Here is a 24,017-nt window from a genome sequence, read left to right on the forward strand (position 1 = left end):
CCGAAGGGATTAGTGATTCACGTGAAGCAGGAGCGGCTTAGTGGCCGCCCATGCCCGCCATTTCGGGGTTCGCCGGCGGCTTCTTGACGAAGAAGGCCGCAACGATGGCGAACGTCGAGATGATGGCGCCGCAGAGGAACCCGGTGCGGATGCCGGCGGCGAGCGCGGTCACCGGCTCGGTGCCGGCGGCCGTCAGCGCGGCGGTCTGGATGGTCATCAGTGCCACGAACAGGGCGACGCCCGCCGCACCCGCGACCTGCTGGACCGAGCCGAGAATGGCCGAGCCATGCGAATAGAGCTGCATGGGGAGCGAGCTCAGCGACGCGGTGAACAGCGGTGTGAACATGATGGCGAGGCCGATGCAGAGCGTGATGTGGCCGGCGAGGATCACCCAGATCGAGGTGTTCTGATCGACCAGCGTGAGGCCCCAGAGCACGGCGCTGACAAGGATCGAGCCGGGAACCAGTAGGCGTGTCGTGCCCCACTTGTCGTAGAGCCGGCCGACCACCGGGCCGAGCAGACCCATCGTCAAGCTGCCTGGCAGCAGCATCATGCCGATCTGCAGCGGATCGAGCTTGATGACGTTCTGCAGGAACAGCGGCAGGAGGATGATGACGCCGAACAGCGCCATCATGGCGATGGCCATCATCACCACCGACAACGTGTAGTTGCGGATGGCGAAGGCGCGGAGATCGAGCAGCGCCTTATCCTGCAGGCTGAGCTGGCGCCACACGAACAGCACCATGGTGACGAGACCGACGCCGAGCGGAATCCACGGCGACATGCTGCCCTCGCCAGTGGCAGCCGACGCCTCGCCGAAGCTCGAGAGGCCATAGACGATGCCGCCGAAGGCCAGCGCCGAAAGGACCACCGAGATGAAATCGAGCGGGGTCGAACGCGGGGTCGAGACGTTCTTCATCCGCCACGCGCCCAGTGCCAGGGCGGCGAGCGCGATCGGCAGCACCAGGATGAACATGAAGCGCCACTCGAAGTGAGTGAGGATGAAGCCGCCGATGGTCGGGCCGATGGCCGGAGCCACCGACATGACGATCGAGATGTTGCCCATGGTCTTGCCGCGGGATTCGGGAGGCACCAGCGTCATCACCGTGGTCATCAGCAGCGGCATCATGATGGCGGTGCCGGTTGCCTGGATGACGCGGCCGAAGACCAGGAGCTCAAGGCCGGGCGAGAGGGCGCAGATCAGCGTACCGGCCGAGAAGATTGACATGGCGAGCATGTAGATCGGCCGGGTGTTGATGCGCTGCAGCAGGAAGCCGGTGATGGGAATCACCACCGCCATGGTGAGGAGGAACGCGGCGGTGAGCCACTGGGCGGCGCTGGCGGTGACGCCGAGATCGGTCATCAGCGGCTGGATGGCGACGCTCATGATGGTCTCGTTGAGGAACACCACAAAGGTGGAGACGAGCAGCAGCGCGATCACCAGCCGGTTGCGGGCGGCGGTGGAGGAATCAATCGGAGCCGAGGCGGGCGCGAACCCGGCGGCATCGGACGGGACATCGGTGATGGTGTCGGAGGTCATTTGCGGCCTGCCTTGCGAGAAAATGAATCAAAGTACGGGAGGGTGAATGGCACAGATGGGGCGGCTGGAGCCAGCCGCCAAGGCGCATAACGCGGATGCATTGGGGCGGCAATTACTGGTGCGGTCATGAGGAAATCTCCTTGGCTTTCACCAGATCGACGAGTGACGTGCGGTGGAATCGACAGCGGCCGTATCGAAATCAGTTAAGCGGTGACTTAAGCGTTGTTGGAGCGAGAGTCAACGCAAGACGTCCGTGGGAACCGATGATCCGCTCGCACCGCGGCTGTCCTAGCGCAGGGTGGGGGTCTTGAAGCAAGCCCCTTGTGCGCTACATATCAGTAACGGAGGGGGGCAGTGCCCACCCTCCTTTTTGCTGTCTGCCGCGGCAGCCCAGCTCCAAATCACTCCCGAAGCCCACCGGCCCGTCATGGATGCGCTCCGTTACGAGCGCGTCGCAGTGGCGTGAAAGCCTGATACAGTTCCGCCCGCAGGGTGGGACCGGCGGGTAGCGTCAACTTCTGGAGATTGCACATGCATTATAAGGAAGAGAAATTTGAAGGTCGGGGCGGACTGAGCATTTTTTATCGCTCGTGGCGTCCGGATGGTGCTCCGCGGGCGGTGGTGGTGATCGTCCCCGGGTTCAACTCGCACGGCGGCCAATATGGCTGGGTGGCGGAGCAACTGGTGGCGAGCGGGCTCGCGGTCTATGCGGTTGACCTCCGTGGCCGCGGCAAGTCGGATGGCGAGCGGTTCTATGTCGACAAGTTCGCCGACTACACCGGCGATGTAGACGGGTTGATGAAGATCGCCAAGGCGCGCGAGCCGGGGCAGAAGGTGTTCCTGCTCGGGCACAGCGCCGGTGGCGTGGTCTCTTGCATCTATGCGCTCGAGCATCAGTCGGAACTGGCTGGGCTGATCTGCGAGAGCTTTGCCCACCAGGTGCCGGCGCCGGACTTTGCCCTCGCCGTGCTGAAGGGGCTGAGCCACATTGCGCCGCATGCCCAGGTGCTGAAGCTCAACAACGAGGACTTTTCGCGGGACCCCGCGGTGGTGGCGACGATGAACGCCGACCCACTGATTGCGCATGAGACGCAGCCGACCAAGACCGTGGCGGAGATGGTGCGGGCCGACGAGCGGCTGAAGGCGGAGTTCCCGCAGATCACCCTGCCGGTGCTGATCCTCCACGGCACGCTCGACAAGGCAACCAAGCCGAGCGGCAGCCAGTTCTTCTACGACACGGCTGGCTCGAAGGACAAAACCCTGAAGCTGTATGAGGGCCACTTCCACGACCTGCTCAACGACCTGGGCAAGGAAGAGGTGATGGGCGACATCACCGGCTGGATCGACGCGCGGGCTTGAGGCGGCGCCGCAGTTGAGTTGGAGGCCGGGGCGATGCTCCGGCCTTTTGCGTTTCAGGTGTAGGGTTCGGGAACCTTTTGCGCAGGCGGACACTCCAATGCCGCATGGAGGATGAGATGCTGACAGTGCTGAAGCAGCGGAGCGACGTGGCTGGGCTGAGCGAGGCAGAACTGGTCGAGCTGGCGCGGCAAGGTGGCGAGAACGCGATCCGCACGCTGATCGAGCGCAACAACCAGCGGCTGTTCCGGGCCGCGCGCAGCGTGCTGCGCAATGACGGCGAGGCCGAGGACGTGGTGCAGGAAACCTATGTGAAGGCGTTCACGGCGCTGGCGAGCTTTCGCGGCGAGGCGAGCTTTTCCACCTGGCTGACCCGCATTGCGCTGAACGAGGCGGTGTCCCGGTTGCGACGGCGGCGCAGGAACAGCGATCTAGAAGCGCTGGACCAGGCGGTGAGCGCCGATGCCGGGCTGGTGTCGCTGTTCCCGCTGTCGCTGGTTCCGCTCCCCGCCGATACGGAGGCCGCACGGTCAGAAATGCGCCAGATACTGGAGACAGCCATCGATGGCTTGCCGGAGGGATTTCGCACGGTGTTCGTGCTGCGCGATGTCGAGGGGCTGAGCACCGAGGAGACGGCGGAGCAGCTGACGCTGAAGCCGGAAACGGTGAAGACCCGGCTGCACCGGGCGCGGCGCATGTTGCGGGCGGTGCTGGAAGAGCAGATGCGCGGCTCGTTCGCCGAACTCTATCCGTTCGACGGCGCGCGCTGCGCCAACATGGCGGATCGGGTGATCGCGAAGCTCAGGCAGGCCTAACCGGTCACAGCGGCTTTTCGGCGAGGCCGCGGAAGGCGTCGGGGATGGAGCGCTCGAGTTCGAGCGTGGCGGAGCCGTAGCCGATGGCTTCGCGGCCGAAGCGAGTGCGGACGGCATCCATGGCGCGATCGGCGACGAGGCGGGAGGCGCCGCGACGGGTGCCGGGCCGGCGGGCTTCGTCGGCGAGGCCGAGCGGCAGTTCGAGCTGGACCAGCGGGTTGCGCTCGAGGTGCGAGACCGAGATGGCGAGGAGCGTGATGGTGCGCTCGTCGGGGTGATCGGCCTGCACGACGCGCACCAGGTCTTCGGCGATCTCAGCGAGGCTGACCGTCGCGGCGATGGGGCTGTCGATGGTGACCGATCGGGTCACGGCGCGCATGTCGCGGAAGCGGACGCGCAGGGTGATGGTGTGGCCGTGCCAGGATTTGACCCGCAACCGCGAGGCGATGCGATCGGCCAGGTGGTGCAGCGTCGGGCGGTAGATACGCTCGATGAAGGGTTTTTTGCCGAGGGCGGATTGAGCGCCGGCCGAGCGGGCGCGCTGATTGGTGACGATGGCGCGCGGGTCGCGGTTCCAGCTCAGGGCGCTGAGCTTTTCGCCGGTGGCGCGGCCGAGCAGAGCCTGCACCCATTCGACGTGCTTTTCGGCGAGCTGGCCGATGGTGAGGATGCCCTCGTCTTCGAGCTTGCCTTCGGTGACCGGGCCGACGCCCCACATCAGCCCGACCGGCAGATGGTGGAGGAATTCGAGTTCGCGGACCGGGTCGACGACGACGAGGCCATCGGGCTTGGCGACCTGCGAGGCGATCTTGGCGAGATGCTTGGTCCGCGCGACGCCGACGGAGATGGGGAGGCCGAGCTCGGCGCGGACGCGGGAGCGGATGGTCTGGGCGATGGTTTCGGGCGAGCCGAACAGGTGTTCGCAGCCGGCGACATCGGCGAAGGCTTCGTCGATGGAGATACGTTCGACCAGCGGGGTGTAATCGGAGAGCACGGCGATGGCGGCGTCACCGAGCTGCTGGTATTCCTCGAAATGGCCGCCGGTGAAGATCAGTTCGGGGCAGAGTTCCTTCGCGGCCCAGCCGGACATGCCGCCGTGGACGCCGAAGGCCTTGGCCTCGTACGAGGCAGCGAGCACTACGCCACCGCCGACGGCGATCGGTTTGCCGCGCAGCTCGGGGTTCAGCAGCTGCTCGACCGAGGCGTAGAAGGCATCGAGATCGGCATGCAGGATGGTGGCGGGCTCCATCCGGGTTCTCCGTGGCGGCGTTGAGAACATAAAGTGAACGAAGAGTGGGGCTTGTCAAGCTGAGTTGCGGCTGCCGGGGGCTTGTCTTGCTATCGACAGGTGTGCCGCCTAGGTCTGCTGCTGGGGATCTGGAGGGTGCGATGCGGGCAGTGGTCTATTCGGCTTACGGGATGCCGGAGCAGTTGCGGCTGACGAAGGTGGCACGGCCGGTGCCGAAGGCGGGCGAGGTGCTGATCCGGGTGAAGGCGGCGTCGCTCAATTCTTGGGATTGGGACCTGCTGCGGGGCCAGCCGTTCCTGGTGCGGCTCGGCGGGCTGCTGCGGCCGCCGTACCCGATCCTTGGGGCGGATGTGGCGGGTGTGGTCGAGGCGGCAGGCGAGGGGGTAACGCGGTTCGCGGTGGGCGATGCGGTGTTCGGCGATCTCAGCGGGGCGAGCTGGGGCGGGTTCGCGGAGTATGTCGCGGCGCCTGAAGCTGCACTAGCGGCGATCCCCGCGGGAGTGAGTTTTGAGGCCGCGGCGGCAACGCCGCAGGCGGGACTCTTGGCGTGGCAGGGGTTGCGCTGGAAGGGCGAGGTGCAGCCGGGCGACAAGGTGCTGATCAATGGCGGCGGAGGCGGGGCGGGGACGTTCGCGATCCAGCTGGCCAAGCGGGCCGGGGCCGAGGTGACGGGGGTGGACCGGGCCGAGAAGGCGGAGCTGATGCGATCGGTCGGGGCGGACCGGGTGATCGACTATGCGGTGACGGACTACACGGCTGAGGGGGAGCGATACGACCTGATCCTCGACATGGTCGCGGCGCGGCCGCTGGCGCATTACCGGCGAGCGCTGAGCCCGCGGAGCCGGTTCGTGATGGTGGGCGGGAAGACGTCGACGATCCTCACGGTGGCGCTGGCCGGGGCGATGACATCGAAGCCGGAGGGGCAACAGATGGGGCTGCTGCTGCACCGGCCGGATGTGGGGCAACTGGCGGAGCTTGGGGCGCTGGTGGCAGCGGGGACGATCGTGCCGGCGGTGGAGCGGGTGTATCCGCTGGAACAGGCTGCAGAGGCGTTTCAGCGGATCGGCGACGGGCGGGCGCTGGGGAAGCTGGTGGTGGCGCCGTAGCTGTCAGCCCCCCGCCAGGGCCAGCAGGCGGTCGGTTTCTTCCGGGACGTTCTCCGAAAGCCGGGCTGCGGCGACGATGGGGAGCCAGGCGCGGATTTCGGGGTCGGTGAGGGGGCTGAGGGCGAGGTAGCGTTCGAGGTAGGCGTTGGCGAGGTCGGGGCCGGCGCCGTGCAGCATCAGCACGTAGGAGCGGGCGACGTCGGCGGCGGGTGGGCCGGAGGTGGCGTCGGGCCAATCGACGATGATGGCGGCGCCGGGCGTGCCGATGATGTTGAACGGGTGGAAATCGCCGTGGCAGAGGCGGTTGCCATCGGGCAAGCAGGCCAGGTCGGCGAGCAGTTTTGTGCGCAGCGCTTCGTCGAGCTGGGGCACGTGGGCGATGCGGTGCGCCAGGCGAGGCTTCAGCGGCGTCAGGCGCGTTTCCTCGCGGGCGTGCATGGCTAGGTGTAGCTGCACCATGGCTTCGAGCGCGGCGGGGATCTGCGTGGGATCGGCCTCGGCGAGCCTGGCCAGCGGCTCGCCGGTGGCGCGGGACATGACGAGACCCCAGCGGCCGGCGAACTTGCCGGCTTCGAAAACCTGCGGGGTGGGCAGGCCGTGATCGGCGACGACGGCGAGGATGGCAGCCTCGCTGAAGGCGACGGCGCGGGCGGCAGGGTCACGATAGAGCTTCAGCACGTGCTCGCCGTAGTGGAAGGCTTCGGCCACCTTGCCGGAGCCGAGCAGGTGGCCGATTTCGGGGCGGGTCATCAGCTGAGCGCGGCCTTAAGGGCGGTGGCAATCGTGTCCTTCCCGCGGGTGAGCTGGAAGACCTTGCCGATCGACTTGGGCTCTTCGAGCAGGGCGACCACCACCGCGGCGACGTCCTCGCGTGGGACCGACTCCTCGTTGATCGCCTCCTGGCTCAGCACCACCTTGCCGGTGCCGCCGCCATCGGTGAGCTCGCCCGGCTCGAGGATGGTCCAATCGAGGCTGGAGCTGGTGATGTGCTTGGCCGCGGCGCGCTTCTGCTTGTAATAGTCCTTCATCTCATCGTTCATCGAACGGGTGGAAAGCCCGGTGCTGGCGCCGATGGAAGAGATCGAGACGTAGCGCTTCACGCCGGCCTTTTCGGCAGCGCGGACGGTGCGCAGCGTGCCCGTGCGATCGAGGGCGCTGCTTTCGCCGGCGGCGGAGCCGGCCGCAAACACCACGGCATCGGCATCCTTCATGGCAAAGACGATATCGTCGAAGGGCGATTTATCGAGATCGAGCAGCACGGTTTCGGCGCCGAGCTTCACCATATCGGCCATGTGCCGGGGGTTGCGAATAGTGGCGACGACGGCGTGCCTGGCCGCGATGAGCTTTTCAACGATCAGGATGCCGGTGCGGCCGTGGCCGCCGATGACGATGATGCGCATTGGGATACCTCAGTTCCGGAAAGGGTGCCGCAGGTGAGGCGATAGGGCAAGCTCGCTAGGAGTAAGGGAGATGATTCGATGACTGGACGGCAGGTGGTGGTGCACCACGACGATCTGGGGGCGAGCTGGAGCGCCAACATGGCGTTCGTCGAGCTTTGCGAGCAGGGCGTGGTCACTTGCGGCTCGGTGATGGTGCCTTGCCCGTGGTTTCCGCATATGGCGCAGCTCGCGCGGGAGAACCCCGAGCTCGATATCGGGGTGCACCTGACGCTGACCGCCGAGTTCGACCGCTTTCGCTGGCGGCCGATGACGGGCACGGCCGATAACGGCATGTGCGACGCCGAGGGTTTCATGCCGCGCCGGGTGGCGGACACTCGGGGCGCTGATCCCGCGGCGGTGGAGCGCGAGCTCCGGGCGCAGATCGATGCGGCGCTCGACGCGGGCATCGATGTGACGCATCTCGATGCGCATATGGGAACGGTGTGGCTGCCGGAGTTCGTCGAGATCTACGAGCGGTTGGGGGCGGACTACCGGTTGCCGGTTTTCCTGCCGGGACCAACGGATAGCTGGGTGGAGCCTTCGGCGGCGCTGAACCGCGCGACGGAGCGGGCTCAAGGCCGGGGCAACCCGGTGTTTGACGGGGTGGTGTCGACGCCGTTCGGCAATCTCAGCCCGACGGCGGCGGACTATCGCGAGATACTCGATGGCACGCGGCCGGGGCTCAACTGGGGCGCGTTCCACTTCACCAAGCCGGGCGACATCGCGATGATCTCGGACGACGCGCCGCTGCGGCTCGCCGAGTACGAGCTGTTCCGTTCGGGCGCGGTGGAGCCGATGTATGCCGAGCTCGGGCTGGAGCTGGTGGGGATGCGCGGGTTCCGCGAGCAGATGCGGGGCCGGTAGATCGATTTTCTTCGATGCGGATTCGCGATGTCGAATTAGCGGGCGCGGGTTCGACTAGCCTCGTAAATCCGGAGGGATCGAAAAATGAAGTTCGTTTGTCTCGTCTATATCGACAGTGTGGCGATCGGGGCGCTGAGTGAGGCCGAGGGCCGGCAGCTGGCCGACGACTCGATCGCGTTCGACTGGGGCCTGAGGAACAGCGGCAAGCTGATCCTCGCGCAGCCGCTGGAGGCGCCGGGGACGGCGGTGACGGTGCGGCAGCGGGCGGGGAAGTTCTCGCGCACCGACGGGCCGTTCGTCGAGGCCAAGGAGCACCTGGGCGGGTTCTTCATGATCGAGGCTGATGATATCGACGAGGCGATCGCGCTGGCGAAGACGAGCCCGATCATGCGGGTCGCGAGCGTCGAGGTGCGGCCGGTGCTGGAGCAGGTGGATAGTGTGACGGGGCAGGGGCGGCCGGGGGTGGAGTAGCGATGAGCAGGCCCAGTGAGTGTCTGGTGCCGACTATGTAGAAGTAACACCTGAGGCTTTCGAGGGGCACACATGGATCGCCGTGCAGACATTCACTCTGTGGTTCATGCCCACGCCGTCGGATTCGTCGCCCTTGATAGGTCGGGTTCAGGCCCGTCGTCGCGGTCGGCTGGGTCTGGCACCTTAGTAGATTTTCATGGAATTCGAGGCGTGGCGACGGCGGCACATGTCGCGGAGACCCTGAAGATACTTCCCGAGGTTGGGATCATGCGATTCAAACAGGGTCGTACATATGAGGCAATTAGCTGCCGCGGCGATCAACTTGAGATCACTACGGTCGGTTCACCGCCCTTTGGTGCTGACGGACCGGACCTAGCATTCATTCGGTTGCCAGTAGACATCGAAAACAGGTTCGCAGCCACGAATGCCTTCTTCAACTCACGAGTCCGCGCTGAACTACAACAACAAGGGCGCAGCAGGTCTCCCGCCGAGCTCGTGTTTGTCACAGGCACGATTTCCGAGATGTCGAAATCCTTAGGCGTCGTCGGCAGTTCCTCGAAAATGGAACATGGCGCGATCAACGGTGTCGGCCGGATCGAGGCCTTTGAGGTTAAGCATGGCTGCGACTGTTTGGACTTTCGTATTTTCCACCACGAGAGGTTCCCAGCGCCCTCGTCATATGAGGGGCTGAGCGGCGGCGGACTGTGGCAATTGGGGGAGGGCGCTGACTTGCTAAGCCGCACTCTTATCGGTGTGGCCTACTATCAATCCGCGCAGGACAGCGAGGGCGGCAGGATCATCCGCTGTCATGGCCCGCTCGCTCTGCACGAGGTGTTGTATCTCGCGGTGCTGGATCGATACCTTCCGGAGCAAGCGAAAGCGCATCGCGAGGCGGACTGGCCAGACGGAGAGTCGCCTTACTCTTCGATCACGGCAGCCTCAAAAGGCAGCGACTGAAGGAGAAGGCCCGGGTCTCCCCGGGCCTTCTGCATTTTGTATCTGCAGTGAGGCCTAAGCCACCCCACCCATATGCGCCAGCACGGCCAGCAGCAGTAGCGCCACGATGTTGGTGATCTTGATCATCGGGTTCACTGCGGGACCAGCCGTGTCCTTGTAGGGGTCGCCGACGGTGTCGCCGGTGACGGAGGCTTTGTGGGCGTCGGAGCCTTTGAAGTGCTTGACGCCGTGGCTGTCGGTGAAGCCGTCTTCGAAGCTCTTCTTGGCGTTGTCCCAGGCGCCGCCGCCGGCGGTCATCGAGATGGCGACGAAGAGGCCGGTGACGATGACGCCCATCAGCATGGCGCCGAGCGCGGCGAAGCCCTGGTCGCGGCCGGCGATCCAGAAGATGACGACGAAGACGACGATCGGCGACAGCACCGGCAGCAGCGAGGGAACGATCATTTCCTTGATCGCGGCCTTGGTGAGCATGTCGACGGCCTTGCCGTAGTCAGGCTTGTCGGTGCCGGCCATGATGCCCGGCTTTTCCTTGAACTGGCGGCGGACTTCCACCACCACCGATTGCGCGGCGCGACCCACGGCGGTCATCGCCATGCCGCCGAAGAGGAACGGCAGCAGGCCGCCGAACAGCAGGCCGACCACGACATAGGGATTGGCGAGCGAGAAGTTCACCGCCTGCATGCCGTAGAAGAACGAGCCTTCGACGGCGTTGGCGACGAAGTACTGCAGATCCTGCGTATAGGCGGCGAACAGCACCAGGGCGCCGAGGCCGGCCGAACCGATGGCGTAGCCCTTGGTGACGGCCTTGGTGGTGTTACCGACGGCGTCGAGCGCGTCGGTGTTGTGACGCACTTCCTTGTCGAGGCCGGCCATTTCGGCAATGCCGCCGGCATTGTCGGTGACCGGACCGAAGGCATCGAGGGCCACGACGATACCGGCGAGCGCCAGCATGGTTGCCACGGCGAAGGCGATGCCGAACAGGCCCGCCAGGTTATAGGTGACGATGATGCCGGCGATGATGACGATGGCCGGGAGCGCGGTGGATTCGAGCGAGACCGCGAGGCCCTGGATGACGTTGGTGCCGTGGCCGGTGACCGAGGCTTCGGCGATCGAGTTGACCGGGCGGCGGCCGGTGCCGGTGTAGTATTCGGTGATGACGATGATCAGGCCGGTGATGGCGAGGCCGACGACACCGCACCAGAACAGGTGCCACGGGGTGAAGGCCTTTTCGGCGGTGCCGAGTGCGGCATTGAGATCGCCGAACACCAGCCAGAGCACGGGGAGCAGCGCGATCAGCGAGAGGACGCCGGTGGCGATGATGCCCTTGTAGAGGGCGCCCATGATGTTGTTGGAGGCGCCGAGCTTGACGAAGTAGGTGCCGATGATCGAGGTGATGACGCAGGCGCCGCCGATGGCCAGCGGCAGCACCATGCCCATGAGCTTGAAGGCGTCGGGCAGGACGATGGCCGCCAGCACCATGGTGGCGACGATGGTCACCACGTAGGTTTCGAACAGGTCGGCGGCCATGCCGGCGCAATCGCCGACGTTATCGCCCACGTTGTCGGCAATGGTGGCCGGGTTGCGCGGATCATCTTCCGGGATGCCGGCTTCGACCTTGCCCACCATGTCGCCGCCGACATCCGCACCCTTGGTGAAGATACCGCCGCCGAGACGGGCGAAGATCGAGATCAGCGAAGCGCCGAAGCTGAGCGCCACCAGGGAGTCGATGACGACGCGGCTGGTCGGCTCGTTGCCGAGGAACTGGGTGAGGACGATGAAGTAGAGCGCCACGCCGAGAAGGCCGAGGCCAGCGACGAGCAGGCCCGTGACCGCGCCGGACTTGAAGGCGAGGTCGAGACCGCCGGCGAGCGATTTGGTGGCCGCCTGGGCAACGCGGACGTTGGCGCGGACCGAGACGTTCATGCCGATGAAGCCGGCGGCGCCCGAGAGCACTGCGCCGATCAGGAAGCCGATGGCGGCGTAGGCGCCGAGCAGGAAGAAGGCGAGGATGAAGATGACCACGCCGACGATGCCGATGGTGGTGTACTGGCGGCGGAGATAGGCGGAGGCGCCTTCACGCACTGCGGCGGAAATCTCCTGCATGCGGGCGGAACCCGCATCGGCCTTCAACAGGCCCTGCGTCGTGACGACGCCGTAAACGATGGAGAGCAGACCGCATATGACGATCGCCCAGAGCAATAGAGTCATAGAAATGTTCCCTCGGTTCTGATCACCGGGGAACGCTCCGTAGTTGCAGCGGCGAACCGCTCCTCCTCGCCCCCCGACGATGCGTGCCAAACTTGTGCCAAATCGCCGCAGGGTGTGCAACGGCTTTGCGACAAGGGGATGCGGGGCGGTCTGCCTTCTCCCCTTGAGGGAGAAGGTGGCGAGCGCAGCGAGACGGATGAGGGGACGGATATCGCGAGTGCGCCTCACCCGCCTCGCTTTGCGAGGCACCCTCTCCCTCAAGGGGAGAGGGAAGGGGTGCTAGGCGGCGTAGCGGGAGGCTGGCTTTGAGAGCGACAGGTGGGGTTGGAGCGCGGTGCGCTTTTCGGCCCAGGCCTCGTAGGCGGCGACGGATTCCAGCGAGGGGATGGTGACCAGTTCGCCCGCGTCGAGGCCAGCGAGGGCGGCGTCGACCATGGCGTCGGCGTCCATCACGGCTTCGTCGGGGAGGCCGGCTCCGCCTGATATCATCGGGGTGCGGGTGTAGCCGGGGAGGACGGCCTGGACCTGAACGCCCCTGGCTTTGACATCGAGATCGAGCGACAGCGAGAGGTTGAGCACATAAGCCTTGGAGGCGGCGTAGGCGGCGGCCCCCGGATTGTCGATGAAGGCCATGGCGGAGGCGAGATTGACGATGGCGCCGTTGCCACGGGTGGCGAAGGCCTTGGCCGCGACTGAGGCGAGGCGAGTGAGGGCGACGACGTTGACGGTCAGCATGCTGGTCAGATCGTCGAGATTGCCGGCGCTGAGCGGGCCGCCGCCGATGAGGCCGGCGGAGTTGACGAGGAGGGTGATTGAGGCGTCGGTGTCGAGGCGGCGCTCGACGTGGGCGAGGCCGGCGGCATCTCCGAGGTCGGCGACGATGCGGTCGACGACGACACCGTTGGCAGTGGACAGGCTGGCGGCGAGCGCCTGCAGCTTTTCGGAGTTGCGGCCGACCAGTACCAGGTCGTAGCCGCGCTTGGCGAGGCGGTCGGCGTAGATTTCGCCGATGCCGGAGGAGGCTCCGGTGATGAGGGCGGTTCCGGGACGTGCGGCCATGATGATCGATCTCCTGTGAATGGCGACAGGCCACTTACATGATGATCGTAATTTATCGTGACAAGGGCGCGGTGGCGGAATCTTTTGTGAGCAGGCTGTCGGCAGCGGCGGTCAGGAATTCGTCGGCGAGGGTGGGGTCGGTGACGGTGCGCGACAGCGTCAGGGCGCCGACCATGCTGGCGTAGATGGCCATGGCGCGGGCGCGGGAGACGCCGGTCGCTTCGACCATCAGGTCGAGGTAGCCGGCGATGCCGGCTTGAAAGGCGGCACGCAGTTCTCGGCTGCCGCGGGCGGCATCCTGCGACAGGGCGGCGATGGCGCAGCCGGCCTCGGTCGCGTCGCGATGTGCGGGGGAGAGATAGAGCCGCACGATGGCAGCAAGCGGATCGGCTGAGGATGCGGCGGCCTGGCGCAGCCGGTCGGTGGTTTCGGCGAAGACGCGGGTGACGGCTTCGGCGGCGAGGGCGTCCTTGCTGGCGAAGTTATTGTAGAAGCCGCCATGGGTCAGGCCGGCGACCTTCATCAGGTCGGCGACGCCGATGCCGTCAAAACCGTGCCTGCGGAATTCGGTACCGGCGACCTCGACCACATGCGCACGGTTCTTCGCTGCCTGCTCGCGGGTGACCTTCATCGCACGCTCCAGTTTGATGCTGATCGTAATGTAAGATGTCTAGCCGAGCTTTGCGAGGGCGGCGGCGAGGGCAGCGGGGTCGCCGGCAATGTGCAGGGTCTTGAAGCGGGCGGTATCGCCGGAGACGAGGGTGATCGCGGATTTCGGGATGCTGAGGCTCTTGCCGAGGAGGGCGATGACGGCGGCGTTGGCCTTGCCCCTGTCGGGGACGGCCTTGACGCGGACTCGCAGGACGGTGGTGCCGTCGTCACGGGTTTCGGTGCCTTCGACGCGGTCGACGCCGGCATTGGGGGTGACGCGGAGGTGTACGCGGACGCCGTCGGGCAACTGCTCGATCGCGGAACTCACGAGCGGGGGTAGAGGTCGGTGCGGAGGATGGCCATCAGCCGCTCCGGACGCTCGATCGGCGCGAAGCCGTAGCGCTCGTAGAGGCCGTGGGCGTCGGCGGTGACCAGCATGAAGCGGCGGAGGCCTTGGAGGTCGGGGTGGGCGACGACCGCGTCCATCAGCGCCTTGCCGAGGCCGAGGCCCTGGCGGCCTGGGTCGATGAAGACGTCGGCGAGCCAGGCGAAGGTGGCACGGTCGGTAATGACGCGGGCGAAGCCGACCTGCGCACCGTTGGGGGCATAGAGGCCGAAACTCAGGGCATTGGCCACCGAGCGGGCGACGACATCACGCGGGATGGCGCCGGCCCAGTAGCTCTGCTCGCTCAGGTAGCGGTGTACGTAGTCGAGGTCGATCCGGGCCGGATCGGTGGAGACTTCGTAGCCCTGCGGCAGCATCTGGCTAGATGAAGCGGCCGACCGCCATCGACGCGATCCAGTTCTGCAGGAAGAAGATGATGACGAAGACGATCAGCGGCGACAGGTCGAGCCCGCCGACCGGCGGAATGATGCGGCGGATCGGCTTCAGGATCGGCTCGGTGATCTGGTTGAGCACGCGCCAGACGGAATTGACGAACTGGTTGCGGGTGTTGATCACGTTGAAGCTGATCAGCCAGCTCATGATGATCATGATCAGGAAGATCCACCAGACGATGTTCAGGATGAAGCTGAGCGTCTGCAGAATGGCGAAGATCATCGTCGGGCCCTCAAGGTGTCGGCCCTATTTAGGGGGCGACGGCGCGCCCGGCAAGCGGGCGCGACGATTTTGCCTTTGAGTGTGGTGGGTTGGCGCCTAGTGGAGCGCCGCGCCCTCGATATGGCCGAGCTTGTCCGGATTGCGCATGATGTAGAGGCCGACGATCTTGCCATCGACGATCTCGAGCGCCGTGGTCTGCAGTTCGCCATCGGCTTCGAGCGTGACGTAGCCGGGCAGGCCGTTGATCATCGCCACGCGGACAAGCTGGGACGGAGCGCGGGCGAACAGCCGAGCCATCCGCGCCATCAGCTGCAGCACGTCGTCGAGGCCGACGATCGGAACCGGACCGGCCGGCCGCTTGCCGCCGCCATCGGCGGTGACCGTGATGTCGGCTGCGAGCATGGATTTGAGCGTTGCCATGTCGCCGGTCTGCGAGGCAGCAAAAAAGGCCTCGGCCATCTCCATGCCGCGGCGCTGGTCGACGGCGAAGCGCGGGCGGGCATCGTGGACGTGCTGGCGGGCGCGGGCGGCGAGCTGCCTGCAGGCGGCGGGTTCGCGGCCGATGGCACCGGCGACTTCCTCGAACTCCATGCCGAAGACGTCGTGGAGGAGGAAGGCGGCGCGCTCAAGTGGGGAGAGCCGTTCGAGTGCCAGCAGCAAAGGCAGGGTCACGTCTTCGGCGAGGTCGGCCTCGGTATCGACCACCGGCTCGGGGAGCCAGGGGCCGATATAGGTTTCGCGCTTGCGGCGGGATGACTTCAGCACATCGAGGCAGAGCCGGGTGACGACGCGGACGAGGAAGGCTTCCGCGTTGTCGACCTCGGAGCGATCGGTGGTGTGCCAGCGCAGGAACGCGTCCTGCACGACATCCTCGGCATCGGCAACCGAGCCGAGCATGCGGTAGGCGACGCGGGTGAGGCGGGGCCGATGAGGTTCGAAGCTGATGGCCGCATCGGCCCGCCCGGCATCCATGTTACGCAGCCACCTTGATGACCGCCGAACGCGGCGGGTTCACCTGGAAACCGGCATTGATGCGGTTCCAGGTATTGATGTTGCCGATCATCAGGGTGAGGACGATCTGTTCGGCCTCGCTGAACTCGGCCGACAGCAGCTCGTAGGCCGCCTCGGACGTATGATCGAGCCTGGTCAGCGCTTCGGTCCAGGCGAGGGCGGCCCGCTCGCGGGGCGTGAAGTGGGGGGCTTCCCTCCAGGCGTCGAGCAGGTAGATGCGCATCTCGGTCTCGCCGTCCTGGCGGGCCTCCTGGCTGTGCATCACGAGGCACACGGCGCAGCCGTTGATCTGGCTCGCGCGGATCTTGACGAGATGGGCGATCGCCGGCTCGAGCCCGATATCGGGAACGCCGTGGCTGTAGTCGATCAGCGGCTGGATGAGGTCCATCCGGGCATAGGGGTTGGTGCGCTTAGTCATCATTGTCTCCATGTCATTTCGATGATCACGACAACAAGACGACCGGGGGCCCTACCGATGTGACATGGGGCTCAGTTTTTTTCGCCGGCGCGGCTCGGACGCCAGGTAAAGAGGCGGAAAATGTAGAGGCCGACGACGGCGATGAGGACCAGCCAGGTCAGCGGGTCGAGCCAGCTTTCGACCAGGTGATAGTGCTCGTGGAGGAGGTAGCCGGCGCTGACCAGCACGGTGTTCCAGATCAGCATGCCGATGGCCGAGAACAACGCGAAGGTGGGGAAGTTCATCTTCGCAAGGCCGGCGGGGACCGAGATCAGAGTACGGAGGATCGGGAACAGCCGCCCGACGAGAACGATGGGTCGGCCCCAGCGGTCGAAGATGCGGGCGGCGTAGTCGATCTCGTCGGCATTGAAGGCGAACCAGCGGCCGATGTGGTCGGCGAGCCATTTCACGCGCTCGAGGCCGAACAGGCGGCCGACGAAGTACCAGGGCAGCATGCCGATCAGCGAACCGATGGTGGCGGCGAGGATCACGCCGAAGAAGTTGAGTGTGCCCTGACCGGCGGCGAAACCGGCGAACGGCACGATCAGCTCGGAGGGGATCGGCGGGAACACTGCCTCGAGCAGCATCAGCAAGGCGATCCCGACATAGCCGAGGTCGGTGATGATCTGGGTGATCCAGGTGGCCATGCGTGTTCGCTGCTCCGTCGTTTCCGGCGTTCAGTAGCCCACAGGGTCAGTGCCGCGAAAGCGGAAACGCTGTTTCGAGGCTCAAAAACGAAAATCCCCGCTCGTCGCGGGGATCTTCAGTTCTGTCTGGTGCCGGAGACCGACGCCGGTGATTAGCTCGCCTTGGCGGCGCGCATCATGCGCTTGCGGTCGTTCGGGTCGAGCCAGATCTTGCGCAGGCGAATGGATTTGGGCGTCACTTCCACGTACTCATCGTCGGCGATGTAGCCGAGCGACTGCTCGAGGGTGAGCTTCTTGGGCGGGGTCAGGCGGACCGCCTCGTCCTTCGACGTGGTACGGATATTGGTCAGCTGCTTGCCCTTGAGCGCGTTGACTTCGAGGTCGTTCTCACGGGCGTGCTCGCCGATGATCATGCCCTCGTAGATGTCGACGCCGGCATCGATCATGATCGGGCCGCGCTCTTCGAGGTTCCACAGCGCATAGGTCACGGCCTGGCCGGTGCCATTCGAGATCAGCACGCCGGTGCGGCGGCCCGGGAGGGCGCCCTTGAACGGCTGGTACTCGTGGAACAGGCGGTTGAAGATGGCGGTGCCGCGGGTATCCGACAGCAGCTCGGGCTGGTAGCCGATGAGCGAGCGGGTCGGAACGTAGAAGCGGAGGCGCGTGCGGCCGACGCCCGAGGGACGCATGTCGACGAGGTCGCCCTTGCGCTCGGTGAGCTTTTGCACAACGACGCCGGTGTGCTCGTCATCCACGTCGATGATGACTTCCTCGATCGGCTCGAGCTTCTGGCCGTTCTCCTCGCGGATAACGACGCGCGGGCGGCCGATGGTGAGCTCGAAGCCCTCGCGGCGCATGTTTTCGATCAGCACGGCGAGCTGCAATTCGCCGCGGCCGGCGACGTCGAACGAGTCGTTGTCCTCGCCCTCGGTGACGCGGATGGCGACGTTGCCCTCGGCTTCGCGCATCAGGCGCTCGCGGATGACGCGGGACTGTACCTTGTCGCCCTCGCGGCCGGCCAGCGGGCCGTCATTGATGCGGAAGGTGACCGACAGGGTCGGCGGATCGATGGGCTTCGACGGTAGCGGCTCATTGACAGAGGGGACCGCCAGGGTGTCGGCGACGGTCGAGGTCTCGAGGCCGGCAATGGCGACGATATCGCCGGCTTCGGCGAGATCAATCGGGGTGCGCTCGAGGCCGCGGAAAGCGAGAACCTTACTGACGCGGCCCTTTTCCACTTCCTTGCCGTCACGGCCGAGCGAGTGGATGGCGTCGCCGGCCTTGACCGTACCGGAGGTGATGCGGCCGGTGAGGATGCGGCCGAGGAACGGGTTGCGCTCGATGGTGGTGACCAGCATGCGGAACGGACCGGTTTCGACCTTGGGCTCGGGTACATACTCGAGCACCTTGTCGAGCAGCGGGGCGAGCGAGTCCTTGGGGCCTTCCGGCTTGTCAGACATCCAGCCGAGCTTGGCGGCGCCGTAGAGGACCGGGAAATCGAGCTGCTCGGGGGTGGCGTCGAGCGCGATGAAGAGGTCGAAGATCTCTTCGAGCACTTCGAGATGGCGCTCGTCGGGGCGGTCGATCTTGTTGATCGCAACGATGGGGCGGAGGCCCTGGGCCAGCGCCTTGCCGAGCACGAACTTGGTCTGCGGCATCGGGCCTTCGGCGGCGTCGACGAGGATCACCACGCCATCCACCATCGACAGGATGCGCTCCACCTCGCCACCGAAGTCGGCGTGGCCGGGGGTGTCGACGATGTTGATGCGTGTGTCTTTCCAGACCAGCGAGGTGACCTTGGCCAGAATGGTGATGCCGCGCTCGCGCTCGAGATCATTGCTATCCATGGCGCGCTCTTCGACGCGCTGGTTGTCGCGGAACGAGCCGGACTGCTTGAGGAGAACGTCGATCATGGTGGTCTTGCCATGGTCAACGTGAGCAATGATTGCGATGTTACGCAAAGACATGAGGGGCGGCCGATCAGATTTTCCGGAGATTAGCCGCGCCCCATATCGGACAAGGGTCACATTCTCAAGACAATTCGCGGAATGGGAGGGTTGCGGCATCTCGCGGGAGGGGTGAGACGCCCCCGTTACCCCAGCGCGAAAACTGCGGGGACGCCCCACCCAACGCAGCGGCGACGCATCGAGCGTGCCCCCGCACCGACATGACGGATGGACGAGGGGCCGATCGACATCGGACGCGAAATATCTGGCAGGTGCTCAGCGGCGGGCCGCAACTAGCGCCTGAAGGTCGCCATCAGTATTGCGATGCCGCCCCAGGTGAAGGCCCCGCCTATGATGAACCACCAGATCCACATGGCGATTGCGGAAAAGCCGTTAGAAGCAAACATCAGGCCGAACCCGAGCGTGCACAGCCCCGGCAGTAGCAGGAGCAATCCAGCGATGACGGCGAGAATGCGCCCGATCATGCGATGGCCCGTTGCCGATCCAGCCGCTCACGGATCGGGCCGATTTCGCCGTTGCGATAGAACAGGTTGTAGGTCTCGAACGGGATGATCTGGCCGTTCGGGGTGACGAAGTGGATGCAGCTGCGCTTGGCAGCGGGCACCGAGAAGTTGTGGCGATCCATGAAGTTGATGACGGCCACGCGGAATACGGAGCTGTAGTCGAGCCCCTGTGGCACTGGCACTTCGGGCAGGCAGCAGAGCAGCGCCGTCATCTTTTCGGTAATGGTGCCCTCGCCGACCGAGAGCGAGAAGAGATCGAAGATGCGGCGCTTCAATTCGGGGTAGCGCTCGAAGGTGACCGAGTTGGGCACGGAGTCGAGCAGCATGTCGCGCGGGATCATCGAGGTGACGGGGGCGACGGTGCGGCCGTTGCGCAGGCCATAGCCGATGGTGATGGCGTCTGGATTGCAGGGCAGCGGGATCATGTCGGCTTCGCCGAACAGGCCGTGCTCGTCGACGATGCGGCGGCGCACCTCGGAGAGGGTGAGGCGATTGTCGCGGAGGCTGAAGCCCTCGTTGCGGCCGGCATCCTGGATCGGCTGGAAGGTGACGCCGCGGACGCATTGCCAGCCCAGCGCGTGATCGATGATGCCTGGCACTTCGTGGTCGTTGACGCCCTTCTTCAGCGTCGCGACCAGCGTAGTCGAGATGTTATGGCGCTCGAGCGCTTCCAGCGCCTGCTGGCGGATGCGGCGGAGGTCGGCGCCGCGCAGGTCCATCAGGGCGTCGCGCTCGAGACTGTCGAACTGCAGGTAGATCTCGAGCCCGGTCTTGCGTTCGGCCAGCGCCGCGACGAAGGCCGGGTCCTGGGCGATGCGGATGCCGTTGGTGTTGATCATCAGGTGGCGGATCGGGCGGGCCTGGGCGGCGTCGATCACGGCGAGGATGTCGGGGTGGATGGTGGGCTCGCCGCCCGAGATCTGGAGCAGATCCGGCTCGCCCTCGCTGCGGACCAGGGCGTCCATCATGCGCTCGATGGTGGCGAGGGGCAGGTGCTCGGTATGTTGGGGCGAGGAGCCGGCAAAGCAGACGGGGCAGGTGAGGTTGCAGTGCTGGTTGATCTCGATGATGGCGAGGCAGGAATGCTGCTCGTGATCTGGGCAGAGGCCGCAATCATAGGGGCAACCGTAATCGGTGTGGGTCTGCACCTCGAGCGGACGGTCGCCGGGCTTGAGGAAGTCCTTCTGCCACTTGAAGAACTCGATATCGGTCGAGACCAGCACCTTCTGCACGCCATGGGTGCGGCAGCGCTTCTCGTACCAGACGGCGCCATCGCTGAACTGGATCTTGGCCGGCACGAGCGCCAGGCACTCGGCACAGAGCGAGGTGGTTTCGCCGTAAAAGATGTAGGGTTTAATCTTTCGAACCGGGGCCGGTTCTTCAAACGCGTCGAGCACTGGCCTGATTATCCCTCAATAATATTGTCAAGGCGTAGAACACGAGACCGACACACACAATCTGAAATATCGTGAGCCCGGCGAATAGTGCTGGATAGGGTTTGAGGAACTCCAGCGCGAACCGCTGCAGGCCGTAGAGCAGGACCAACAGGGCAAAGCCGTTGCGGAGCACCCAAGCGTCGCGGCGGATCAGGGCGATACCGTAGGCCAGCGCAAACAGGGCGAGCGCCGCGGACTCGTAGAGCTGGACCGGGTGGCGCGGGATGCCGTCGCCGAAGTCGTGAGCCCAAGGCAGGGTTGTGGGGGTGCCGTAAGTGAAATCGTCGAGGCCCGCGAAGTAGCAGCCGATCCGGCCGACGGCGATGCCGATGGCGACCGGCACGGCGTAGAGCGCAGCAGTGCGGCCGCGCATGCCGACGCGGAGCTTGTAGAGCTCCACCGCGAGAATGGCGCCGGCCAAGGCACCCTCGATCGAGCGGGCGAAACCGGGGAGACCGGCAAGCCAGAGGTTCAGGCTGCCGAGGGTGTAGGCTCCCAAGGCGGCGCCAATGACCAGGGCGGCGAGATAGCCCGCGCCGACTTTTCCAGCGGAAGGGAAGGCGTCGGGCATGAAGCGGCGGAGGGCGAAGGCGACCAGCGCCGCAGCCAACCACGCTAGCCCATCGAAGATGGCGTGGACGTCCATGCGACCCCCCGGTCCTCGATCTCAGGTATCAGATGTCAGGAGACCCGGCGCAGCTTGGGGCGGGTGGCGGCTTCTTCGGCCAGCATCTCGGTGACCGCCTGGGCGCTGATTGGGGGCGAGAACAGGAAACCCTGGACTTCGTTGCAGCCCTGATCGCGGACGGCGGCGAGCTGTTCCTCGGTCTCGATGCCTTCGGCGGTGGTGGACATGCCGAGCGACTGGCCGAGGCCGATCACCGCCTTGATGATGGCGAGGCTGTCGCCTTTCGACTTGAGATCGCGCATGAAGGTGCGGTCGATCTTGATCTTGTCGAAGGGGAACGAGCGCAGGTAGCTCAGCGACGAGTAACCGGTGCCGAAATCGTCCATCGAGATGCGAACGCCGAGTGCCCGCAGCTTGTGCAGGGTCTTCAGCGTCGGCTCGTTGTCGGAGAGCAGCAGCGACTCGGTGATCTCGAGTTCGAGCCGGGTGGGGGAGAGACCGGTATCGCGGAGCGCGGCTTCGACGGTCTCGAACAGGCGCTTGTTCTTGAACTGCACCGGCGAGAGGTTGACCGCGACGCGCACACCGGGCGGCCAGTTGGCGGCAGTGCGGCAGGCTTCGCGCAGGACCCATTCGCCGATCTGGACGATGAGGCCGGTTTCCTCGGCGATCGGTATGAACTCGGTCGGCGAGATGGTGCCGCGATCAGCGGTATCCCAGCGCAGCAGCGCTTCGAGGCAGGTGATGCGGTTTTCCTTCAAGCCGACCAGCGGCTGGAACACCAGGCGCAATTCGCCCTTGGCGAGGGCGAGGCGGAGGCCGGCCTCGATGGTGCGGCGCTTCTGGATGGCGGCATCCATGCCGGACTCGAAGAAATGGAAGGTCGAGCGCCCCTCGTTCTTGGCCTTGTAGAGCGCCAGGTCGGCGTTCTTCATCAGGGTCTCGGAGGTCTCGCCGTCCTGTGGGGCCATGGCGATGCCGACCGAGGTGCCGATGACCAGCTGGTGGCCGTCGATGGTGAAGGGGTTGGCCATCGCCGTGACGATGCGCTCGGCGATGGTGGCGGCTTCCGCCGGGTTGTCGACGCCACGCAACATGAGCGCGAACTCGTCGCCGCCGAGGCGGGCCAGCAGGTCGTTTTCCCGGGTGGCGCCCCACAGGCGCGCCGAGACCTGCTGCAGCAGCTTGTCGCCAAGCGAATGGCCGAGCGTGTCGTTGACCGACTTGAAGTGATCGAGATCGATGCAGAGTACTGCGATGTGCTCGCCACGGGCGAGGCCGGGCTCGGCCGCCGCCATCTCCTCGAGGAACTGCACGCGGTTGGGCAGCTGGGTCAGCGCGTCGTGGCGCGCGAGGTGGCGGATGCGCTCTTCGTGCTGGCGCTGCTCGGTGATGTCTTCGTGGGTGGTGACCCAGCCGCCATCCTTCATCGGATGGTGCTGCATCATGATGGTGCGGCCGTTGAGCTCGTGGATGTTCTTGCCGTACTCGCCGCGCGAAATCACCTCGCGGCGCCAGCGGATGTAGTCTTCGCGGTTGGCGCCGGCCTGCATGCCCTCGTCGAACAGGTGGCCGAGGATGTCGTCGAGCTGGGTGCCGGGCTTCAGCAGGTGCTCGGGCAGGTTGTAGATGCGCTGGTAGGGCTGGTTGCAGATCACCAGGCGACCCTTGGGGTCGTACATGCAGAGGCCCTGGGAGATGTTGTTGACCGCCGCATCGAGCCGGATGTTCTGGCGTTCGAGCTCGCGCTTGCGCTTCTGGATGATCTCGGAGGACGCGATCTCCTCGGTGACATCCTCGTGCGTCACCACCCAGCCGAGGCCGGGGGAGAAGGCGTGGGCGGTTTCGAGCCAGCGATCGCCGGCAACCCGCTCGCGCACCTTGGAACGGGCGCCGCCGCGGTTGCCGAGCAGTTCCTTCTTGTAGGCGGCAAGGAACTCTTCGGGGGATTGGTCGGGGTGGTTGCCCATCTCGGAGGAAAGCTTGACCACTGCCTCCAGCGTCATGCCCTTGCGGACGCGGCGGGTGGGAAAGCCGTAGATGTCGAGATAGTGCTGGTTGAACATCACCAGCTTGAAATTGGGCGACCAGACGCAGAAGCCGTAGGGAACCGACTGCAGCGCCGCATCGAGCAGCAATGCATCTGCGGCCTTGTGGTCGGAATCGACGGACAGCGCCTTCACTTCTGGTCAGGCTCCCAATTCCCGTTATTCGGGCCTGGGAACGCTAGCGATGGGTGGTTAAGAACGCTTTAAGCAAAAGCCCTTCGCCCGTTACTCGAGACCGACCTTCAGCATCTCGATTTCGGCTTTCAGCTTCTGGATTTCGAGCTCGTAGAGCCGGGCGCAATTGAGCCGGGTGGGAGCTTCGCCGAGCGGAATGATGACGCGGGCGTAGGCGACGGCGCTCTGCGGCGCGCTATCGTCGATGCCGTAGTCGTCGCTGGAATACGCACTCGACAGGTCGCCGCCCGCGACGCCGAGATCGAGATAGCCGCCGGAGGAGTTGATCGACTGGCTGCAGCGCACCCCCTCGGAGGTCGTGATCGAGTCTTCGCCGCCCGGTCCTACCGGAGGTGGCGGGAGGAGCAAGC

At 65.6% G+C, this 24,017-nt stretch carries 25 protein-coding genes; 6 read left to right on the plus strand and 19 right to left on the minus strand.

Features of this window, described 5'->3' with window-relative positions; all coding sequences use genetic code 11:
- Positions 1 to 37 precede the first annotated feature (37 nt).
- Positions 38 to 1,540: an MDR family MFS transporter gene (locus AC1DV8_RS00110; RefSeq protein ID WP_477156029.1), complete on the minus strand. Its 1,503-nt coding sequence runs from the start codon at positions 1,538 to 1,540 to the stop codon at positions 38 to 40.
- Positions 1,541 to 2,071: 531 nt separating this feature from the next.
- Here AC1DV8_RS00110 and AC1DV8_RS00115 point away from each other — a divergent pair.
- The gene (locus tag AC1DV8_RS00115) at positions 2,072 to 2,899 is read left to right on the plus strand and encodes a lysophospholipase (RefSeq protein ID WP_477156030.1); all 828 of its coding nucleotides are present in this window, start codon (positions 2,072 to 2,074) and stop codon (positions 2,897 to 2,899) included.
- A 116-nt stretch (positions 2,900 to 3,015) separates the two neighbouring features.
- Positions 3,016 to 3,711: an RNA polymerase sigma factor gene (locus tag AC1DV8_RS00120; RefSeq protein WP_477156031.1), complete on the plus strand. Its 696-nt coding sequence runs from the start codon at positions 3,016 to 3,018 to the stop codon at positions 3,709 to 3,711.
- Between the two features lie 4 nt (positions 3,712 to 3,715).
- Here AC1DV8_RS00120 and dinB read toward each other — a convergent pair whose 3' ends face one another.
- Positions 3,716 to 4,960 carry a DNA polymerase IV gene (dinB, locus tag AC1DV8_RS00125; protein WP_477156032.1) on the minus strand — a complete coding sequence of 415 codons (1,245 nt, stop codon included), beginning with the start codon at positions 4,958 to 4,960 and terminating at the stop codon, positions 3,716 to 3,718.
- 140 nt (positions 4,961 to 5,100) lie between these two features.
- Between dinB and AC1DV8_RS00130 the strand changes: the two genes are divergently transcribed.
- Entirely contained in the window at positions 5,101 to 6,066 is a 966-nt protein-coding gene (locus tag AC1DV8_RS00130) for an NAD(P)-dependent alcohol dehydrogenase (RefSeq protein ID WP_477156033.1), read from the plus strand.
- A gap of 3 nt (positions 6,067 to 6,069) precedes the next feature.
- On the opposite strand, the gene AC1DV8_RS00135 is transcribed toward AC1DV8_RS00130, so the two are convergent.
- Positions 6,070 to 6,816, minus strand: coding sequence for a phosphotransferase family protein (locus tag AC1DV8_RS00135; protein WP_477156034.1), 747 nt, complete (start codon positions 6,814 to 6,816; stop codon positions 6,070 to 6,072).
- On the minus strand, positions 6,816 to 7,466 hold the full coding sequence (locus tag AC1DV8_RS00140; RefSeq protein ID WP_477156035.1) for an NAD(P)-binding oxidoreductase: 651 nt from the start codon (positions 7,464 to 7,466) through the stop codon (positions 6,816 to 6,818). Before AC1DV8_RS00140 ends, AC1DV8_RS00135 begins: the two co-directional genes overlap by 1 nt.
- Positions 7,467 to 7,544: 78 nt before the next feature.
- On the opposite strand from AC1DV8_RS00140, the gene AC1DV8_RS00145 reads away from it, so the two are divergent.
- From AC1DV8_RS00145 to AC1DV8_RS00155, 3 genes are all read left to right on the plus strand, one after another.
- Positions 7,545 to 8,369, plus strand: coding sequence for a polysaccharide deacetylase family protein (locus AC1DV8_RS00145; protein ID WP_477156036.1), 825 nt, complete (start codon positions 7,545 to 7,547; stop codon positions 8,367 to 8,369).
- 84 nt (positions 8,370 to 8,453) lie between these two features.
- Positions 8,454 to 8,840, plus strand: a complete 387-nt coding sequence (locus AC1DV8_RS00150; RefSeq protein WP_477156037.1) for a YciI family protein — start codon at positions 8,454 to 8,456, stop codon at positions 8,838 to 8,840.
- 210 nt (positions 8,841 to 9,050) lie between these two features.
- Positions 9,051 to 9,797 (plus strand): hypothetical protein, encoded by a 747-nt coding sequence (locus AC1DV8_RS00155; RefSeq protein WP_477156038.1) that lies wholly within the window; start codon positions 9,051 to 9,053, stop codon positions 9,795 to 9,797.
- A 54-nt stretch (positions 9,798 to 9,851) separates the two neighbouring features.
- Here the strand turns inward: AC1DV8_RS00155 and AC1DV8_RS00160 are convergent, their stop codons facing one another.
- From AC1DV8_RS00160 to AC1DV8_RS00230, 15 genes are all read right to left on the minus strand, one after another.
- Entirely contained in the window at positions 9,852 to 12,005 is a 2,154-nt protein-coding gene (locus tag AC1DV8_RS00160; RefSeq protein WP_477156039.1) for a sodium-translocating pyrophosphatase, read from the minus strand.
- Between the two features lie 279 nt (positions 12,006 to 12,284).
- Positions 12,285 to 13,064: an SDR family NAD(P)-dependent oxidoreductase gene (locus AC1DV8_RS00165; RefSeq protein ID WP_477156040.1), complete on the minus strand. Its 780-nt coding sequence runs from the start codon at positions 13,062 to 13,064 to the stop codon at positions 12,285 to 12,287.
- A gap of 52 nt (positions 13,065 to 13,116) precedes the next feature.
- Positions 13,117 to 13,695, minus strand: coding sequence for a TetR/AcrR family transcriptional regulator (locus AC1DV8_RS00170; RefSeq protein WP_477156041.1), 579 nt, complete (start codon positions 13,693 to 13,695; stop codon positions 13,117 to 13,119).
- 39 nt (positions 13,696 to 13,734) lie between these two features.
- Positions 13,735 to 14,022 (minus strand): DUF167 family protein, encoded by a 288-nt coding sequence (locus AC1DV8_RS00175; RefSeq protein WP_477156042.1) that lies wholly within the window; start codon positions 14,020 to 14,022, stop codon positions 13,735 to 13,737.
- Between the two features lie 17 nt (positions 14,023 to 14,039).
- The gene (locus AC1DV8_RS00180; protein WP_477156043.1) at positions 14,040 to 14,477 is read right to left on the minus strand and encodes a GNAT family N-acetyltransferase; all 438 of its coding nucleotides are present in this window, start codon (positions 14,475 to 14,477) and stop codon (positions 14,040 to 14,042) included.
- A 4-nt stretch (positions 14,478 to 14,481) separates the two neighbouring features.
- A complete protein-coding gene (locus tag AC1DV8_RS00185; protein ID WP_477148458.1) occupies positions 14,482 to 14,775 on the minus strand; it encodes a YggT family protein in 294 nt (97 codons plus the stop codon).
- Positions 14,776 to 14,871: 96 nt separating this feature from the next.
- Positions 14,872 to 15,747, minus strand: coding sequence for a sigma-70 family RNA polymerase sigma factor (locus AC1DV8_RS00190; protein ID WP_477148457.1), 876 nt, complete (start codon positions 15,745 to 15,747; stop codon positions 14,872 to 14,874).
- Position 15,748: 1 nt separating this feature from the next.
- A complete protein-coding gene (locus tag AC1DV8_RS00195) occupies positions 15,749 to 16,204 on the minus strand; it encodes a carboxymuconolactone decarboxylase family protein (protein WP_477156044.1) in 456 nt (151 codons plus the stop codon).
- A gap of 71 nt (positions 16,205 to 16,275) precedes the next feature.
- On the minus strand, positions 16,276 to 16,890 hold the full coding sequence (locus AC1DV8_RS00200) for a DedA family protein (protein WP_477148455.1): 615 nt from the start codon (positions 16,888 to 16,890) through the stop codon (positions 16,276 to 16,278).
- Between the two features lie 152 nt (positions 16,891 to 17,042).
- On the minus strand, positions 17,043 to 18,857 hold the full coding sequence (typA, locus tag AC1DV8_RS00205) for a translational GTPase TypA (RefSeq protein ID WP_477148454.1): 1,815 nt from the start codon (positions 18,855 to 18,857) through the stop codon (positions 17,043 to 17,045).
- A 272-nt stretch (positions 18,858 to 19,129) separates the two neighbouring features.
- Positions 19,130 to 19,321, minus strand: a complete 192-nt coding sequence (locus tag AC1DV8_RS00210) for a hypothetical protein (RefSeq protein WP_477148453.1) — start codon at positions 19,319 to 19,321, stop codon at positions 19,130 to 19,132.
- Positions 19,318 to 20,757 carry a radical SAM protein gene (locus AC1DV8_RS00215; protein ID WP_477156045.1) on the minus strand — a complete coding sequence of 480 codons (1,440 nt, stop codon included), beginning with the start codon at positions 20,755 to 20,757 and terminating at the stop codon, positions 19,318 to 19,320. The genes AC1DV8_RS00210 and AC1DV8_RS00215 overlap by 4 nt, the downstream gene beginning before the upstream one ends.
- Positions 20,741 to 21,442, minus strand: coding sequence for a prolipoprotein diacylglyceryl transferase (locus AC1DV8_RS00220; RefSeq protein ID WP_477156046.1), 702 nt, complete (start codon positions 21,440 to 21,442; stop codon positions 20,741 to 20,743). The genes AC1DV8_RS00215 and AC1DV8_RS00220 overlap by 17 nt, the downstream gene beginning before the upstream one ends.
- 35 nt (positions 21,443 to 21,477) lie before the next feature.
- Positions 21,478 to 23,607, minus strand: coding sequence for an EAL domain-containing protein (locus AC1DV8_RS00225; RefSeq protein WP_477148450.1), 2,130 nt, complete (start codon positions 23,605 to 23,607; stop codon positions 21,478 to 21,480).
- 90 nt (positions 23,608 to 23,697) lie between these two features.
- Positions 23,698 to 24,015: a hypothetical protein gene (locus tag AC1DV8_RS00230; RefSeq protein WP_477148449.1), complete on the minus strand. Its 318-nt coding sequence runs from the start codon at positions 24,013 to 24,015 to the stop codon at positions 23,698 to 23,700.
- Positions 24,016 to 24,017: the final 2 nt, after the last annotated feature.

The organism is Devosia sp. P3_B2 (assembly GCF_056402875.1).